At 60.5% G+C, this 16,118-nt stretch carries 17 protein-coding genes; 6 read left to right on the top strand and 11 right to left on the bottom strand.

Going from position 1 to position 16,118, the window contains the following annotated elements; all coding sequences use genetic code 11:
• The first annotated feature begins 31 nt into the window (after positions 1 to 31).
• The 3 genes from thrC to INQ47_RS07960 all read left to right on the top strand — a co-directional run bounded on the left by thrC (position 32) and on the right by INQ47_RS07960 (position 2,352).
• Positions 32 to 1,441, top strand: a complete 1,410-nt coding sequence (gene thrC, locus INQ47_RS07970) for a threonine synthase (RefSeq protein ID WP_010952565.1) — start codon at positions 32 to 34, stop codon at positions 1,439 to 1,441.
• Between the two features lie 130 nt (positions 1,442 to 1,571).
• The gene (locus INQ47_RS07965) at positions 1,572 to 1,991 is read left to right on the top strand and encodes a histidine kinase (protein ID WP_209963843.1); all 420 of its coding nucleotides are present in this window, start codon (positions 1,572 to 1,574) and stop codon (positions 1,989 to 1,991) included.
• Between the two features lie 79 nt (positions 1,992 to 2,070).
• The gene (locus tag INQ47_RS07960; RefSeq protein ID WP_176682709.1) at positions 2,071 to 2,352 is read left to right on the top strand and encodes a DUF3509 domain-containing protein; all 282 of its coding nucleotides are present in this window, start codon (positions 2,071 to 2,073) and stop codon (positions 2,350 to 2,352) included.
• Positions 2,353 to 2,544: 192 nt separating this feature from the next.
• Here INQ47_RS07960 and INQ47_RS07955 read toward each other — a convergent pair whose 3' ends face one another.
• Together INQ47_RS07955 and INQ47_RS07950 are read right to left on the bottom strand one after the other, a co-directional pair.
• On the bottom strand, positions 2,545 to 3,420 hold the full coding sequence (locus tag INQ47_RS07955) for a TIGR02285 family protein (RefSeq protein WP_404701463.1): 876 nt from the start codon (positions 3,418 to 3,420) through the stop codon (positions 2,545 to 2,547).
• Between the two features lie 19 nt (positions 3,421 to 3,439).
• Complete coding sequence (locus INQ47_RS07950) at positions 3,440 to 4,639, bottom strand: CaiB/BaiF CoA-transferase family protein (protein ID WP_209963849.1); 1,200 nt, start codon at positions 4,637 to 4,639, stop codon at positions 3,440 to 3,442.
• 130 nt (positions 4,640 to 4,769) lie between these two features.
• Here INQ47_RS07950 and INQ47_RS07945 point away from each other — a divergent pair, with 130 nt between their 5' ends.
• Together INQ47_RS07945 and recJ are read left to right on the top strand one after the other, a co-directional pair.
• A complete protein-coding gene (locus INQ47_RS07945; protein ID WP_003252169.1) occupies positions 4,770 to 5,312 on the top strand; it encodes a YaeQ family protein in 543 nt (180 codons plus the stop codon).
• An 8-nt stretch (positions 5,313 to 5,320) separates the two neighbouring features.
• Positions 5,321 to 7,030: a single-stranded-DNA-specific exonuclease RecJ gene (gene recJ / locus INQ47_RS07940; RefSeq protein ID WP_209963851.1), complete on the top strand. Its 1,710-nt coding sequence runs from the start codon at positions 5,321 to 5,323 to the stop codon at positions 7,028 to 7,030.
• A gap of 92 nt (positions 7,031 to 7,122) precedes the next feature.
• On the opposite strand, the gene INQ47_RS07935 is transcribed toward recJ, so the two are convergent.
• The 4 genes from INQ47_RS07935 to INQ47_RS07920 all read right to left on the bottom strand — a co-directional run bounded on the left by INQ47_RS07935 (position 7,123) and on the right by INQ47_RS07920 (position 10,242).
• Positions 7,123 to 7,665, bottom strand: coding sequence for a hypothetical protein (locus tag INQ47_RS07935; protein WP_103469423.1), 543 nt, complete (start codon positions 7,663 to 7,665; stop codon positions 7,123 to 7,125).
• A gap of 956 nt (positions 7,666 to 8,621) precedes the next feature.
• A complete protein-coding gene (locus tag INQ47_RS07930; RefSeq protein WP_404701462.1) occupies positions 8,622 to 9,215 on the bottom strand; it encodes a 2OG-Fe(II) oxygenase in 594 nt (197 codons plus the stop codon).
• A gap of 296 nt (positions 9,216 to 9,511) precedes the next feature.
• A complete protein-coding gene (locus INQ47_RS07925; RefSeq protein WP_404701461.1) occupies positions 9,512 to 9,790 on the bottom strand; it encodes a DUF3077 domain-containing protein in 279 nt (92 codons plus the stop codon).
• 173 nt (positions 9,791 to 9,963) lie between these two features.
• Complete coding sequence (locus INQ47_RS07920; protein WP_209963856.1) at positions 9,964 to 10,242, bottom strand: hypothetical protein; 279 nt, start codon at positions 10,240 to 10,242, stop codon at positions 9,964 to 9,966.
• Between the two features lie 786 nt (positions 10,243 to 11,028).
• On the opposite strand from INQ47_RS07920, the gene INQ47_RS07915 reads away from it, so the two are divergent.
• Positions 11,029 to 12,135, top strand: coding sequence for an NADH:flavin oxidoreductase/NADH oxidase (locus INQ47_RS07915; RefSeq protein ID WP_392518916.1), 1,107 nt, complete (start codon positions 11,029 to 11,031; stop codon positions 12,133 to 12,135).
• 120 nt (positions 12,136 to 12,255) lie between these two features.
• On the opposite strand, the gene INQ47_RS07910 is transcribed toward INQ47_RS07915, so the two are convergent.
• The 5 genes from INQ47_RS07910 to INQ47_RS07890 form a co-directional block, all read right to left on the bottom strand.
• A complete protein-coding gene (locus INQ47_RS07910) occupies positions 12,256 to 12,588 on the bottom strand; it encodes a type II toxin-antitoxin system HicB family antitoxin (RefSeq protein WP_176682715.1) in 333 nt (110 codons plus the stop codon).
• Positions 12,585 to 12,839, bottom strand: a complete 255-nt coding sequence (locus INQ47_RS07905; protein WP_209963865.1) for a type II toxin-antitoxin system HicA family toxin — start codon at positions 12,837 to 12,839, stop codon at positions 12,585 to 12,587. The genes INQ47_RS07910 and INQ47_RS07905 overlap by 4 nt, the downstream gene beginning before the upstream one ends.
• A 128-nt stretch (positions 12,840 to 12,967) precedes the next feature.
• Positions 12,968 to 14,392, bottom strand: a complete 1,425-nt coding sequence (locus tag INQ47_RS07900) for a gamma-aminobutyraldehyde dehydrogenase (protein ID WP_404701460.1) — start codon at positions 14,390 to 14,392, stop codon at positions 12,968 to 12,970.
• 17 nt (positions 14,393 to 14,409) lie between these two features.
• Positions 14,410 to 15,216 (bottom strand): ABC transporter permease, encoded by an 807-nt coding sequence (locus tag INQ47_RS07895; RefSeq protein WP_021784212.1) that lies wholly within the window; start codon positions 15,214 to 15,216, stop codon positions 14,410 to 14,412.
• A complete protein-coding gene (locus INQ47_RS07890; RefSeq protein WP_252459444.1) occupies positions 15,206 to 16,117 on the bottom strand; it encodes an ABC transporter permease in 912 nt (303 codons plus the stop codon). Before INQ47_RS07890 ends, INQ47_RS07895 begins: the two co-directional genes overlap by 11 nt.
• Position 16,118 lies beyond the last annotated feature (1 nt).

The raw sequence follows: 16,118 nt of genomic DNA, 5'->3' as shown, positions 1-16,118 counted from the left end.
GCCCCGGCCCCAGCATCGAAGGTTTGCACCCATGCGCTATATCAGTACCCGCGGCCAGGCACCGGCCCTCAATTTCGAAGACGTGCTGCTGGCTGGCCTGGCCAGCGACGGCGGCCTCTACGTGCCGGAAAACCTGCCACGCTTCACCCAGGAAGAAATCGCCTCGTGGGCCGGCTTGCCCTATCACGAGCTGGCCTTCCGCGTGATGCGCCCGTTCGTCGAAGGCAGCATCGCCGACGCTGACTTCAAGAAGATCCTCGAAGAAACCTACGGCGAGTTCGCCCACGCTGCGGTCGCCCCGTTGCGTCAGCTGAACAGCAACGAGTGGGTGCTGGAGCTGTTCCACGGCCCGACCCTGGCGTTCAAGGACTTTGCCCTGCAGTTGCTCGGCCGTCTGCTTGACCATGTGCTGGCCAAGCGCAACGAGCGCGTGGTCATCATCGGTGCCACCAGCGGTGATACCGGTTCCGCTGCGATCGAAGGCTGCCGCCGTTGCGACAACGTCGACATCTTCATCCTGCACCCGCACCAGCGAGTGTCGGAAGTGCAACGCCGCCAGATGACTACTATCTTTGGCGACAACATCCACAACATCGCCATTGAAGGCAACTTCGACGACTGCCAGGAAATGGTCAAGGCCAGTTTCGCCGACCAGTCGTTCCTCAAGGGCACCCGCCTGGTAGCCGTCAACTCGATCAACTGGGCGCGGATCATGGCCCAGATCGTCTACTACTTCCATGCAGCCCTGCAGCTGGGTGGCCCGGCGCGCTCGGTGGCGTTCTCGGTACCGACCGGCAACTTCGGCGACATCTTCGCCGGCTACCTGGCGCGCAACATGGGCCTGCCGGTCAGCCAATTGATCGTCGCCACCAACCGCAACGACATCCTGCACCGCTTCATGAGCGGCAACCAGTACGTCAAGGAAACCCTGCACGCCACCCTGTCGCCGTCGATGGACATCATGGTCTCGTCCAACTTCGAGCGCCTGCTGTTCGACCTGCATGGCCGCAACGGCGGTGCGATTGCCGAGCTGATGGCCAACTTCAAGCAAGGTGGCGGCTTCAGCGTCGAGCAAGACCGCTGGACCGAAGCCCGCAAACTGTTCGACTCGCTGGCTGTCAGCGACGAGCAAACCTGCGAGACCATCGCAGAAGTGTTCGCCGCCACCGGTGAAGTGCTCGACCCGCATACTGCCATTGGCGTCAAGGCTGCCCGCGAGTGCCGCCGCAGCCTGGACACGCCAATGGTGGTGTTGGGTACCGCGCACCCGGTCAAGTTCCCGGAAGCGGTGGAGAAGGCCGGTGTGGGCAAGGCGCTGGAGCTACCCGCACACCTCAGCGACCTGTTCAGCCGTGAAGAGCGTTGCACGGTACTGGCCAATGACCTGAAGGCTGTACAGGGCTTTGTCAGCCAGCACGGCAACCGCGGCAAGCCGCTGTAATAGCATTGCGTTTGGGGCTGCAGAGCGGCCCCGACGTCTCAGCCTTTTCCCTCAGGCCTATCAGAAACATCCTATTCGGCCCGCCGGGCTTCAAGCATAAATTAGCCGGTCCTCCCACCAGGAGCGGCTCATGCACCAGCCCTATGTGTTGATCCACCAGGCTCGCCCATCCCACCAGATCCTCTTGCATCAGGCCCTCAACGGCCAAGGCGTCTTCAACGTACGCATCAGCGAGAGCATCGCTGACCTCGACGCCTGCCTCTGCGCTGAGCGTCGCCCCGACCTGCTGATCCTCGACCACGCCATGCCAGCCCGGGCCGGCCTTGCCCTGTTCGCCCAGCGGCAGCGAGCGCGCGCATTGCTGTTCGTCGGCCAGCCTGCCCCAACGCGTCAAAACCTTGCCCAAGAGGCCAGGAAGCGCGGCATGTGGGTGCTCGACGAGTTGCCCTGGCCGCTGTCGATGCCACGCCTGCAGCATGCCTTGCAAACACTGCAGGTGCGCCCAGGGTCGCGTATTCAAACTGTCACGCCAGCCCCGCATGCTCACTGAAGCGGGCGCGGTTTGACGAACTTTATGCGGCGCCTGCTGGTCAGTCACTTTAGGTCCCACCACGCAGCGAGTGATCCGGATGGAAAGAATCTGCAGCCTGCTCAACGAAGCCCTGACGCCCTATCAGACCCACCTCGGCATCGCCGATCCCGGCGGTAATCGCCAACTGACCGTTCACGATCCCCTCTCAGGTATTACCTTGCGGCGCACGGTCAGCGAGCGCCAATTGCAAGAGCAACGCCTGCTGATCGACCTCGTGGACGGCTTGCACCGAGACCTGCAGATAGCTGAGGGGCGGTTGCAGCCTTGTGTGATCGCGGCATTGCAGCATCGTCAGCAACCGCAGGGAACCTTTGCCTGAGTGGCTTATCAGACAGTGTAGGGGCAGCCAGCCAGTGCTTTGCTCCAGCGCTGGCAAGGCTGTCACGGGAAGTCCTCAAGGGCTTTCGCTTGGCCCCGGGCGTCTTCCCCAGCGCCCGGGGTTTCTTTTTCCGGGCAGGCCCACACTTACCCCCAAGGCTGCTCCTGCAACGACGGTGCGTGCCGGGTGGGCTTATCTGTCCTCAAAGAAAAGACTGCTGTCCTTCAGGTAGTCTTCCCGCAATGCCATGTCCAGCCAGCGGGCATACAACCCTGGCAACACATCCCGGCGCAGGGCAGGCAGCAACTGGTCGATGTGTGCAACTGCCGCACGCCCCAGTTCGTTATCTGAACATCCCACATGCAGAAACTGGTAGCGCTTCACGCCCTGCACAGTATGAAACTGGTAGTCAGCCAGTGACCCGCCTTGTTGTTGGATCAGGTAGCGCACCTCAGGCCAGTAGCCGAGCACCAGGCGCAGGCGCCCCAGCTGCTGCATCTGCAGCAGGTTGGCGGTGGCTTCGTTGCCGTAGTGCCGGCTGAGCGCGCTGTCGGGCAACTGGCGCAGGATGCTGTCAATTTGCGTACCGTAGCTGCGCTCGGCGACAACCCCCAGCTTCAGCGGGGCCTTGCTCAGCAGGCCATGCAGGTCCACCTGCTGGCCGTCGAGGTAGGGTGCCACCAGCGCCTGGTTTTCCTTGCGCAACACCAGGCCACCGCTGAGCGCGCCCAGCGATGGAACGGAAAAGTGCACATACCCGGCCCGTTTCGGGGTCCACAGCACGGTTGGGTCGCAGGTGAAGGTGTCACGGTCTTGCAGCATCTGGAGGCTGCGGGCGCGGTTGACCCGCACGATGCTGTGTTCGTACTCGGGCATCTGCCTGATCAGCAGCGGTAACAACTGATCGATCACCCCCCGGCCTTCTTCCGGGCCATCAAAAATGGTGAACGGTGGCAGGTCACGCACCAGCCAGAAGAGGTGCTCCTTGGCGTTCGCTGGCTGCAACAGCAACGCAGGCAACAGCCCGCAGAGCAGGACCAGATGGCGTAGGCAGCGGGTCGCGTACATGGAACCGGTAGCGCCAGGGTCAGACCGTGCCCGCTGCGCGCAGGCTGGCGATGGCCGCTGCGTCGTAGCCCAGGCTGCCGAGGAGCGCATCGGTATGCTCGCCCAAGGCCGGGCCGACCCATTCGCTAGAGCCGGGCGTTTCCGACAGCTTGGGCACGATGCCGGGCATGTGGAATGGCTTGCCATCCGGCAGCTTGGCCTGCAGGAACATCTCGCGCGCCAGGTACTGGGGGTCGTTGAACATGTCTTCGGCCGAATAGATACGGCTGGCCGGCACTTCGGCGGTGGTCAGCACCTGCATCAGTTGCTCCAGTGGCAGGCTGTTGGCCCAGCGGTCGATTACCCCGTACAGCTCGTCACGACGCAGGTCGCGGCCGTCGTTGCTGGCCAGGGTCGGGTCATTGGCCAGGTCGTCACGACCGATGGCCTGCATGAAGCGCTTGAAGATCGCATCACCGTTGGCGCCGATCTGTACATGCTTGCCGTCGGCGCTTGTGTGGATGGAGGAAGGCGTGATGCCAGGCATGATGTTGCCGGTGCGTTCGCGGATAAAACCGAACACATCGAACTCCGGGACCATGCTCTCCATCATGGCAAAGATCGCCTCGTACAGGGCCACGTCCACCACCTGGCCCTGGCCGCCATTGACTTCCCGGTGGCGCAGCGCCATTAGCGCGCCGATCACCCCCCACAGGGCAGCAATCGAGTCACCGATGGAAATCCCCGTGCGCACCGGCGGGCGGTCATCGAAACCGGTGATGTAGCGCAGGCCGCCCATCGACTCGCCTACGGCACCGAAGCCTGGCTGGTCTTTCATCGGCCCGGTCTGGCCAAAGCCCGACAGGCGCACCATCACCAGGCGCGGGTTCAGCGCATGCAGTACATCCCACCCCAGGCCGAGTTTCTCCAGCACACCCGGGCGGAAGTTTTCGATCAGGATGTCGGCCTCGGCCAGCAGGCGCTTGAGGATATCGCGGCCCTCAGGGTGCTTGAGGTTGAGGGTGAGGGACTGTTTGTTGCGGGCCTGCACGAACCACCACAGCGAGGTGCCCTCGTACAGCTTGCGCCACTTGCGCAGCGGGTCGCCGCCGTCGGGCGATTCGACCTTGACCACTTCAGCGCCGAATTCGGCACAGATACGCGAGGCGAACGGCCCGGCGATCAGGGTACCGAGTTCGACAACTTTAAGGCCGGCGAGGGGTTTGCTGGGCGTCGACATGGGGTATCCGTGGCAGTTGGGCAGAGCCGTGGTTTTATCACACGTCGGTTTCGCCGGGTACTGCTGCGGGGCATGGAAGGTGCGGATGGGGTAGACTGTGCCACTTTCTTTTGCACGAAGCCCGTCGACCATGGCCCAGCCGTCCACCACCTACAAGTTCGAATTGAATCTCACCGACCTTGATCGCAACGTCTACGAAAGCGTCAAACAGACTATCGCTCGGCACCCTTCGGAAACCGAAGAGCGCATGGCCGTTCGTTTGTTGGCGTACGCGCTCTGGTACAACGAGAACTTGTCGTTTGGCCGCGGCCTGTCGGATGTCGATGAACCGGCGCTGTGGGAAAAGAGCCTGGACGATCGCGTGCTGCACTGGATTGAAGTTGGTCAGCCCGATGCCGATCGCCTGACCTGGTGCTCGCGTCGTACCGAACGCACCAGCTTGCTGGCTTACGGCAGCCTGCGAGTGTGGGAGGGGAAAGTGGTGAGCGCGGTAAAGAACCTGAAAAACCTGAGCATTGCCGCTGTGCCGCAGGAGGTGCTGGAAACCCTGGCGACCGACATGCCGCGTAGCATCAAGTGGGACGTGATGATCAGTGAAGGTACGGTATTCGTGACTGACGACCGTGGCCAGCATGAAGTCCAACTGCAGTGGCTGCTCGGCGAGCGTGGTTGAAGCAACCCATGCGTATCGAACCTCGCCCGCTGCCGCCGACCCTGCCATTTCTGGGTAACCTGCCACCCTTGCTGACCCGCCTTTACGCCGCGCGCGGCGTGCAGAGCGAGGCCGAGCTGGACAAAAGCCTGGCACGCCTGCTGCCGTACCAGCAGCTCAAGGGCATCGAGGCCGGTGTGGACCTGCTGGTCGAAGCCATCGACCAGCGCCAGCGCATCCTCATCGTCGGCGACTTCGATGCCGACGGTGCCACCGCCAGCACCGTCGGGGTGCTGGGCCTGCGCCTGCTGGGTGCGACCCATGTCGATTACCTGGTGCCCAACCGCTTCGAGTACGGCTACGGCCTGACCCCGGAAATCGTCGAGGTGGCGCTGCAGCGTCAGCCGCAGTTGCTGATTACCGTGGACAACGGCATTTCCAGTGTCGACGGGGTGGCGGCGGCCAAGGCCGCCGGGCTCAAGGTGCTGGTCACCGACCACCACCTGCCGGGCGAGCAGTTGCCCGACGCCGATGCCATCATCAACCCCAACCAGCCGGGCTGCAGCTTTCCAAGCAAGTCACTGGCCGGAGTAGGGGTGATCTTCTATGTGTTGATGGCCCTGCGCGCTCGCTTGCGCAGCCTTGGGCGCTACGAGGCGCAGCCACAGCCGAACATTGGCGAGCTGCTCGATCTGGTGGCGCTGGGCAGTGTTGCTGACGTGGTGCCGCTGGATGCCAACAACCGCATCCTGGTGCACCAAGGCCTCGAGCGCATCCGCGCCGGCCGCGCCCGGCCCGGCCTCAAGGCCATCCTTGAGGTGGCGCGGCGCGATCACCGGCGCATCACTTCGACTGACCTTGGTTTCATCCTCGGCCCACGGTTGAATGCCGCCGGGCGCCTGGACGACATGAGCCTGGGCATCGAATGCCTGCTGTGCGAGGACGCGGCGCTGGCCCAGGACATGGCCCAGCAGTTGGATGACCTGAACCAGGACCGCAAGTCCATCGAGCAGGGCATGCAGCGCGAAGCCCTGGCCCAACTCAAGGACCTGCCGGTCGAGTCGATGCCGTATGGGTTGTGCCTGTTCGATGCCGACTGGCACCAGGGCGTGATCGGTATTCTGGCTTCGCGCTTGAAGGAGCGTTACCACCGGCCGACCATCGCCTTCGCCGATGCTGGTGATGGCATGCTCAAAGGCTCGGCGCGTTCGGTGCCGGGCTTCCATATTCGCGATGCGCTGGATGCCGTGGCGGCGCGCCATCCGCAGTTGATCAGCAAGTTCGGCGGCCACGCCATGGCGGCAGGGTTATCGTTGCCCGAGGCCAATTTCCCGGCATTTGCCGAGGCGTTCGATGAAGAGGTGCGGCGTCAACTGCGCGAAGAAGACCTGACCGGCCGGCTGTTATCCGACGGTAGCCTGGCGGTCGAGGAATTCCACATCGACCTGGCCAAGGCCCTGCGCCACGCCGGGCCTTGGGGCCAGCACTTCCCGGAGCCGCTGTTCCATGGCGTGTTCCAGTTGGTGGAGCAGCGTGTGGTTGGCGAACGGCACCTGAAAGTGGTGCTCAAGAGCGAATGTGGCTCGGTGCGGCTGGATGGCATTGCCTTCGGCATTGACCGCGAAGTGTGGCCAAACCCGACGGTGCGCTGGGTGGAGTTGGCGTACAAGCTGGATGTGAACGAGTTTCGCGGTAATGAGAGTGTGCAGTTGATGATTGCGCATATGGAGCCGCGCTGAGTTTAGCGTCAGGTGCCTGCCTTGGATCTTGCGCTGGGGCACAAATCGAGCGCAGCCCGCGCGGCGCTCGATCTCCCAGGTGCTGCTCAGGTTCAGTTGCACTCCTTTCTGGGGCGGTAGTAGATCGCCGCTGCCGCAATCAAGATGCTGATGCCGCTAAATGAGAAAATGATAACTGCTAGTGTGGTCTCCCGGTTTCTTACATTGGTGACATGTGCCGCCATTGCAGAATCATAAAGAACCATTCCATTAGGAGCGATTAAGCGCTGAGCCGTTGCAGCGCTTTTAGAGGTTGCTATGTCAACAAAGAGTGGCGTATTTAGGTCCAGGCTCGCTGCATCATAGTATATTTTGTCTGCATAAAGATGAACGTTGTGGTGCTTTCCATTTGAGGTTTTAAACTTGATGCTGAACGTATAAAGAGATTTGTCGCTATCCCAGGTTTCAGGCTTGGAGGTGAGAAAGGCTGGAACTCGCGACCATAACTCTTCATTGGTGTTTTTGTGTTCGCGCCACATGAATGTGAAGCTGGTGCCTAGGGTGAGATTTATAAGTCCGCCTATTAATAGCGCTTTGGCTTGTTTGTGAGGCGGGAGTTCACGTATGAGTTTTAGCGATTGCTGCCAGATATTCATATCGGCTCGTTACGGCGTGGAGGGTTTTACAGGTTGGCTAGAAGTACTGATCCTGTTGCGCGCTGCTACAGCATATGTAGTTATCTTGATTGTCCTGGTTGTCGTCAATAGGTACGGTAATTGATGGTGCTTGGTCGGGTGACTTTATACCATCTATACTTTCTATGCTTATAGTCAGTGTTGCGTCAGGGGCAGGTATGTCAGGGGTAGATGTCACCGCTACTGAGTTGCTGCTGGAGTTTCCGCTAAGGGGAGGCGGTTGCGTTGAATTGAAAGCCTCGCTCCCTGTTGGGGCGGTGTGAGCCTGGCTGCTATCTGGAAAATTTAGTGGTTCGGTGCCTAGGGATATTTCTGAAGAGTCAGGGTTCCAGTTAACGGTTGTGATCATTCCCTGGTGGGTGGAAAGTATCTGGTCAGGTGAAGCGAGTGTGAAGTCAGGCGCAATCCGTGGCGCGGTAAAACCAGTAAGGTCACCTTGACTCAGCAGGCTGGTAAAGAGTGGAGCCATCTTGTCGTAAGCTGCTTTAGCCAGGTCAGAATTGAAGATGCTATAGAGTGTGGCGGTTACGCCCACGACTGTGGCCCCTCCAGCAATTAAAGGTGCTCCGGCCAGAATGGCGAACGAGGCCACGATGCCTGCGACGTTGCTTGCCAAACTTATGACATCTCCGCTCTTAATTTCCGCGCCCTCTTTGAGGTCTGCCGCGACTTTCAGGAAGGTCACGGTGCCAGAAAGGGTATTGGTAACAATGTTAATGAAGGGTACAGCACCTATCGGGAGGTGAGTGACGGAGACTACTGAGGCTATCGCCGTAGTTGTCTGTGCTGTTTGGATGACTAGTGAAAATCCGGTTTTATCTGTGTTGAATTGGTCGTGGATTGCTGCTGCTCCCCCAGTTTGATTGATGGGTTTGCCGTTTTATCTATTACTGCTACTATCAGTTCGGCGCGTGTGCTCATTGTTTAATATCCTTATTCATGGTCTTGAAAGCGATAGTGATTCGCAATTTGTCGCAGTCAACGGTGGGCGCTCTGGCTCTGTGCGGTATGTGTCCGTCGAAAATCGCTATGCGTCCTGGCTTTGGTTGTATGGCAGCGATGGTGTCATTCTTCTGCTGATCGAATAGATTCAGTTCGCCGCCCCATGTGGTTTCCCACTGGGCATTGCAGAAGAGGACTGCGGTTTTTCCTGGTTCAATTGATTTGTTATCTCTATGAATAGGACTGTCTTGGCCGAAAGTCTGGCCGTTTGCGTAAACACCCAGCAGCAAACAGTCACGCATGTGAGCAAGCTGCGTGCGCCTCCAAATATCAAGTAGAAAGCCCCAATGGCTGTCGCTGGCCAGTTCATGCTCGCAGCACTCCAGTGAGGTACGTTTGCTACCGGCTATGAAGATGTGCCAGCAAGGACGTGCGAGGGGAATTGTATTAATGGGCCAGCCATATCTCCATATTGCACCCGAAAATGAATTTGTGAGTAAATTTTGCTCGTGTTCAGTAATGAACTTATCTAATGCTTTCGGTTTTTCTGTAAAGGGGATGTCCGTCATTGACTCAACTCGCGAGCGTGGAGGTCGGGTTTGTGCGAACTGTGTGATTGGCTTCATTGGTCGCCGTGACGTGATGGACAATAGTATTTGAGAGGCAGAACAGCGATAGGAGGAGGGAGATGTTGCTTGAGAAGAATTTCCCAAGAGAACGTAGAACTTTAAGTAATAGGCTGTAGGATTTTTCTAAGATGCCCGGTAGGCCGGGTGGAAAGGGTTGTCGTGGGTGGTACTACCCTAGCGCTTAAAGGGCGGTCGACTTTTGCTGATTACAGTCAGACCGCGGAATGAAGGAGGTTTCAGTCACCCAACGGTTTATGCGTCATGCCCAGCTCGGCATCATCCATCAGTGCCTTGGCCATGGCACTCAGGTAATGGGATGCCCAGATCATCATCGATTTTTCATCCATCAGACCGATGATGGTCAGCTCTCTTACATAGCCCATCAACTCCGATGCCTGCTCGCGGGCATCCCGGCAGGGAATGCCTGGCTCGATGCGGAACAGGGGATGGGTCTGGTGTTCGCCTTGGAAGAAGGTGGTTTTGCCGACAGTGAATTGGGTGTCGTCTGTGGTCATCGATTCCTCTCCTGAAATTTCCTGATTGCCTGTTCTGGCCTCTTCGCGGCGGTTCGACGCCTCGATGAACCCGCTCCCACAGGTCAGGCGCAAGCCTTGGAGCCTGTGATGACCCTGTGGGAGCGGGTTCATCGAGGCGTCGAACCGCCGCGAAGAGGCCAGCAAATCTAACCTCAATGAAGGCTGGTACTCCGCTCCAAGGCGAGTGACAGCGCATCCGCCTGACCCCAGGCAATCTGCATGGCACGCAGCCCATTCACCAGCGATTCCCGGGTGCGGTCATCTTCGATGGCATCGAGGGTTCGGTGGCAATGGTTATAGGCGAGCATCAGGTAATGGGTGATCTTCACCACATGATCGATGGGCACGATGCCATCGCTGACGGCGTTGGTGAGGGTCTTGTCGGAGGGAAGGTCGAAATGATGGGGTGGGTCGGGGACGATCTTTTTCATAGCAATTCCTTGAAGATTTAAGGAGTTGCCACCGCCGTTTCCACACGAAGGGCGGCAACTGTACACGGGGTGGAAAACCGGTCTTCAAGGAACCCCGGTAGGCCATACGGCCTCCCGTGTACAGCTGCCATTACGACAGGCACTTGAAGATTGACCGGGTTTCCACACCCGCATCGCTGATGCTTTCAGCGACACGAAAAGCCTAAAGGGCGGTTTTTCCAGGAACAATCAGACGCGAGTCGACAGGGGTCTGTAGGATATTTTCCTCAGCTAGGCATCGCCAGCTCATATGTGTAGGAAACGTCTGATACATGCGTCGGACCATTCGGAAATCCCGGGGCCGTACTAAGGCCATTAAGTGCCTGCCTTGATTCTTGCAGGAGCGCCGCCCGCGCGGCGCATCGCGGATAAATCCGCTACTACAGTTTGTTTCGGGCCAGTCACTCCTGTGAGGCCACCGCTGTTCGCCTTGTTTGTTCCCTTCGATATCGAGGTGGGCACCACTGCTTTTCATCGGTCTTCAGCCATGCATCAAGGCGGTCCCTGTTGGCGGCACAGGAGTGATTGGCCCGAAACAGATGTAGGAGCGGATTTATCCGCGATGCGCCGCGCGGGCGGCGCTCGATCTCACAGGCGCTGCAAACCTTTCGGCGAACCCCTCGCCATCCCACAGAACCTTCCCCCCCACCAATCTGGTCTAGTCTCATTAATGACCGGCACCGGGCCAGGGATGTGCACTTGAGTGTCCAGGCCGGATCACCATTGGAGTCCTTGGGAGGTGCCCTCATGAGCCTGCTGCTCGAGCCTTACACCCTGCGTCAGCTGACCTTGCCCAACCGCATCGCCGTGTCACCAATGTGCCAGTATTCCGCCGTCGATGGCTTGGCCAACGACTGGCATCTCGTCCATTTAGGCAGCCGCGCCGTCGGTGGCGCCGGCCTGGTAATCACTGAAGCCGTGGCGGTGACCGCCGATGGCCGGATCACCGCCGAAGACCTGGGCCTGTGGGACGATGCCCAGATCGCGCCGTTGCAGCGCATCACCCGCTTCATCAGTGCCCAGGGCGCCGTGGCTGGTATTCAGCTGGCTCACGCCGGGCGCAAAGCCAGTACCTACCGCCCGTGGCTTGGCAAACCAGGCAGCGTCAAACTGGAGGAGGGCGGCTGGCAGCCGGTGGGGCCATCGAGGATCGCCTTCGATCCGCAGCACACGCCTCCACGCGAGCTGAGCCAGGACGAGATCCAGGATGTAATCGCCGCTTTCGTCGCCTCGACCGAACGCGCCTTGAAGGCTGGATTCAAGGTGGTGGAAATCCATGCTGCCCATGGCTACCTGCTGCACCAGTTCCTGTCACCGCTGAGCAACCAGCGCCGTGACGAATATGGCGGTAGCTTTGAAAACCGTATCCGCCTGACCCTGCAGGTGGTCGAGGCCGTGCGCAAGGCCTTGCCTGCCGAATTGCCGCTGTTCGTGCGGGTATCGGCTACCGATTGGGTAGAGGATGGCTGGAACCCGGATGAAACCGTCGAACTGGCACGCCGCCTGCGGGAGTTGGGCGTGGATCTGATCGATGTCTCTTCAGGCGGCACCTCGGTCAACGCCGAGATCCCTACCGGCCCCGGCTACCAGACCCGCTTTGCCGAGCGCGTGCGCAAGGAATCGGAAATTGCCACCGGCACCGTGGGCATGATCACCGAACCGGCCCAGGCCGAGCACATCCTGCGCACCGGCCAGGCCGACATTATCTTCCTGGCCCGCGAACTGCTGCGCGACCCGTACTGGCCACTGCATGCCGACGACGATCTGGGCGGCAACAAGGCCACTTGGCCTGCGCAATACCAGCGCGCGACCAGCCGCGCCAACCCGATTCACGAGTCCGATTTGCGCGACTGACCCAAGCCTTGCGCGGCCCTTGCAGGAGCGGCCCTGTGTCCCGGCAACAGTTGCCGGGGCTGCCGCGCAGCCCATCGCGATACAAGGCCGCTCCTGCAACGCCGGCGTTGGTAGCTGGGTTCAGCTATAGGTAGCCTTGCTGAGAATATCGCTCACCCATTGATTGATGCTCTTTTCGGCCAGCTCTGCCTGGGCCGCCACACTGGCGTGAAGGGTAGGCTCAAGGCGTAGGCTGAGCTTGCCGGAGTACGTTTTCTGCGGTTCCCGCCCGAGGCGTTGGCAAGTCTCAAGATAATCGTCAACGGCTTCTTCAAATGCCTGGCGCAACTCACTGATCGATTCGCCATGAAAACCAATCACGTCGCGAACACCGGCGACATGGCCGATCAGCAACTGGTCTTCGTCGCTGTATTCGATACGAGCGGCGTAGCCGCGGTAAGTCATTACATTCATGGTAATACTCCTGCCTGCTCAAGGAACTGGCGGGCGTCTCTGAGTTGATAGGGCTTGGCGTGCCTGTCCGGATGAGGGCGGTGGAAGGTTGCCACTGCTCCATTGAGTTCAAAGCGAACCCGCGATCCTCTTCCTTCTATGACCCTGGCACCCAGCGATACCAATAGAGACTCCACTCGCGCCCACTCCAGTGTTCTGGGAACCGGCCTTTCAAGTAATGCTTCAAGTGTGGCTTTCTGATGATTATTCATGGTATCAGATTATGATACCAAGCATGAGGGCTCAATGGATGTGCAGTAGGAGGGAGTAGATCACGGTTGAAGGAAAATTCTGAGGCGTTGACCGAGGGGCATTCAAGCCCCTCGGTCAACGCGAGCACTTAGTGCTTGATCATCACATGGCGCACACAGGTGTAGTCCTCCAGCCCATACATCGACATGTCCTTGCCATATCCTGAATGCTTCTGCCCGCCATGGGGCATTTCGCTGACCAGCATGAAGTGGGTGTTCACCCAGGTGCAGCCGTACTGCAAGCGCGCCGCCAGGCGGTGGGCGCGGCCGGTGTCGTGGGTCCATACCGATGAGGCCAGGCCGTAGTTGGAGTCGTTGGCCCATTCCAGCGCCTGCGCTTCATCGGTGAAGCGGGTGACCGAAACCACCGGGCCAAACACTTCGTTGCGCACGATCTCGTCATCCTGAAGGGCATCGGCCAGTACGGTAGGTTCGAAGAAATAGCCATCGCCCTCGATTGCCTTGCCACCGGTAACCAGACGAATGTGCGGCTGGGCGATGGCCCGCTGCACCAAACCGGCGACCTTGTCGCGGTGCTGGGCACTGATCAGCGGCCCCAGTTCGGTTTCTTCAGACTCCTGCAGGCCCGGTTTGAGGCTGGCTACGGCTTTACCCAAGCGCTCGACGAAGCGCTCGTAGATCCCGTCCTGCACATACAGGCGGCAGGCTGCGGTGCAGTCCTGGCCGGCGTTGTAAAAGCCGAAGGTTCGGATGCCGTCGATGGCGGCATCAATGTCAGCGTCATCGAACACCAGCACCGGCGCTTTGCCGCCCAATTCCATGTGCATGCGTTTCACGCTGTCGGCGGTGGCGCTGATGATGTGCGCGCCGGTGGGGATCGAGCCGGTCAGCGATACCATGCGCACCTTGGGGTGGGTTATCAACGGGTTGCCGACCGTCTGGCCGCGACCGAAGAGAATGTTCAGCACCCCCGGCGGGAGCAAGTCCTGGGCCAGCTCGCCCAGGCGCAGGGCCGTCAGGGGCGTCAGTTCGGACGGCTTTATCACCACTGTGTTGCCGGCAGCCAGGGCCGGGGCGATCTTCCAGGCCAGCATCATCAGCGGGTAGTTCCACGGCGCGATGGAAGCCACCACACCCAACGGGTCGCGGCGAATCATCGAGGTGTGGCCCGGCAGATACTCGCCTGCCGCCAAGCCGCCCAGGCAGCGCGCCGCACCGGCAAAGTAGCGGAACACATCGGCAATCGCCGGGATCTCGTCGTTGAGTGCAGCGCTCAGGGGCTTGCCGCAGTTCTGTGATTCCAGCCGGGCCAGTTCATCGCCATGGGCTTCGATGGCATCGGCCAGCACCAGCAAGGCCTGCGAACGTTCTTTAGGGCTGGTTTGCGACCAGCTGTCGAAGGCTTGGTCGGCAGCGCGCACGGCGCTGTCTACCTGTGCCTCGCTGGCTTCGTTGATCTGCGCCAGGGCAGTGCCCAGCGCCGGGTTGAGCACGGTCCAGGCCGGGCCTTGGCCAGCGACCAGCTGGCCATTGATCAGCATCTGCGTTTGCATCGGGGGCTCCTCCAGGGTCATTTGCCTCCGCCCGCGACGCTGTCGCCGCCACGGGTCAGGTAATAGGCGCCAAGAATCGGCAGCATGGTCACCAGCATCACCAGCATGGCGACAACGTTGGTCACCGGCACGTCGCGCGGGCGGCTGAGCTGGTTGAGCAGCCAGATCGGCAGGGTGCGCTCGTGGCCGGCGGTGAACGTGGTGACGATGATTTCATCGAACGACAAGGCAAAGGCCAGCATGCCGCCGGCCAGCAGTGCCGAGCCGAGGTTGGGCAGGACGATGTAGCGGAATGTCTGCCAACCGTCGGCGCCGAGGTCCATCGAGGCTTCGATCAGGCTTTGCGAGGTACGCCGCAGGCGGGCGATCACGTTGTTGTAGACGATCACCACGCAGAATGTGGCGTGGCCGACTACGATGGTGAATACCCCGGGCTCTATCCCTAACGTCTTGAACGCCGAGAGCAGGGCGAGACCGGTGATGATGCCTGGTAGGGCAATGGGCAGGATCAGCACCAGCGATATGCTTTCCTTGCCGAAGAAGCTGCGCCGATAGAGCGCCGCCGAGGCCAGCGTACCGAGCACCAGTGCGATCAAGGTGGCCAGGCAAGCCACTTGCAGCGAAAGCTTGATTGCCTCAAGCACATCGGGCCGGGCGAAGGCCACGTCGATCCACTTCAGGGTAAAGCCCTTGGGCGGGAAGCTGAACGCAGCGTCTTCGGTATTGAAGGCGTACAGGAAGATGATCAGGATCGGGAAGTGCAGGAACAGCAACCCACCCCAGGCCGCCAGGCGCAGCCCTGCAGACGCTTTTTCAGAGTGCATCGAAAGCCCCCAGGCGCTTGACGATGGTCAGGTACACCGCGATCAGCACGATGGGCACCAAGGTGAACGCGGCGGCCATCGGCATGTTGCCTATCGCTCCTTGCTGGGCATAGACCATGCTGCCGATGAAGTAGCCGGGCGGGCCGACCAGTTGCGGCACAATGAAGTCGCCCAGGGTGAGCGAGAAGGTGAAGATCGAGCCGGCGGCGATACCGGGGATCGACAGCGGCAGGATCACCTGCACGAAGGTTTGCCCTGGCCGGGCGCCCAGGTCCGCCGAAGCCTGCAGCAGCGACGGTGGCAAGCGCTCCAGCGAGGCCTGGATCGGCAGGATCATGAACGGCAGCCAGATATACACGAACACCAGGAAGCGCCCCAGGTGCGAAGTCGACAGCGTGCTGCCGCCCACGCCCGGCACGGCCAGCACTGCTTGCAGCAGGCCATCCAGGTGCAGCTGCTGGACGAACCATTGGGTCACGCCGCCCTTGGCCAATAGCAGGGTCCAGGCATAGGTCTTGACGATATAGCTGGCCCACATGGGCATCATCACCGCGATGTAGAAAAACGCCTTGGTCTTGCCGCTGGTGTAGCGCGCCATGTAGTAGGCGATGGGGAAGGCCAGCACCGCGCTGGCCAGCGACACCGCCACCGCCATGCTCAGGGTGCGCAGGATGATGTCGAAGTTCGATGGGTTGAACAGCGCGGCGAAGTTGCCCAGGGTCAGGTCCGGGGTCACCGCCATGGTGAAGTCGTCGAAGGTATAGAAGCCCTGCCACAGCAGGTTCAGCAGCGAGCCCAGGTAAATCGCGCCGAACCAGGTCAGCGGCGGGATCAACAGCAGTGCCAGGTACAGGTTGGGGCGCCGGTACAGCAGGTTGGACAAGCTGCGCAGTGTGCTCATC

The organism is Pseudomonas sp. 3HC3 (genome assembly GCF_044904505.1).
GTDB classification, from domain to species: Bacteria; Pseudomonadota; Gammaproteobacteria; order Pseudomonadales; family Pseudomonadaceae; genus Aquipseudomonas; species Aquipseudomonas putida_Y.
The sequence above is the reverse complement of the archived record's forward strand: the minus strand, read 5'-3'. Positions and strand labels throughout refer to the sequence as shown.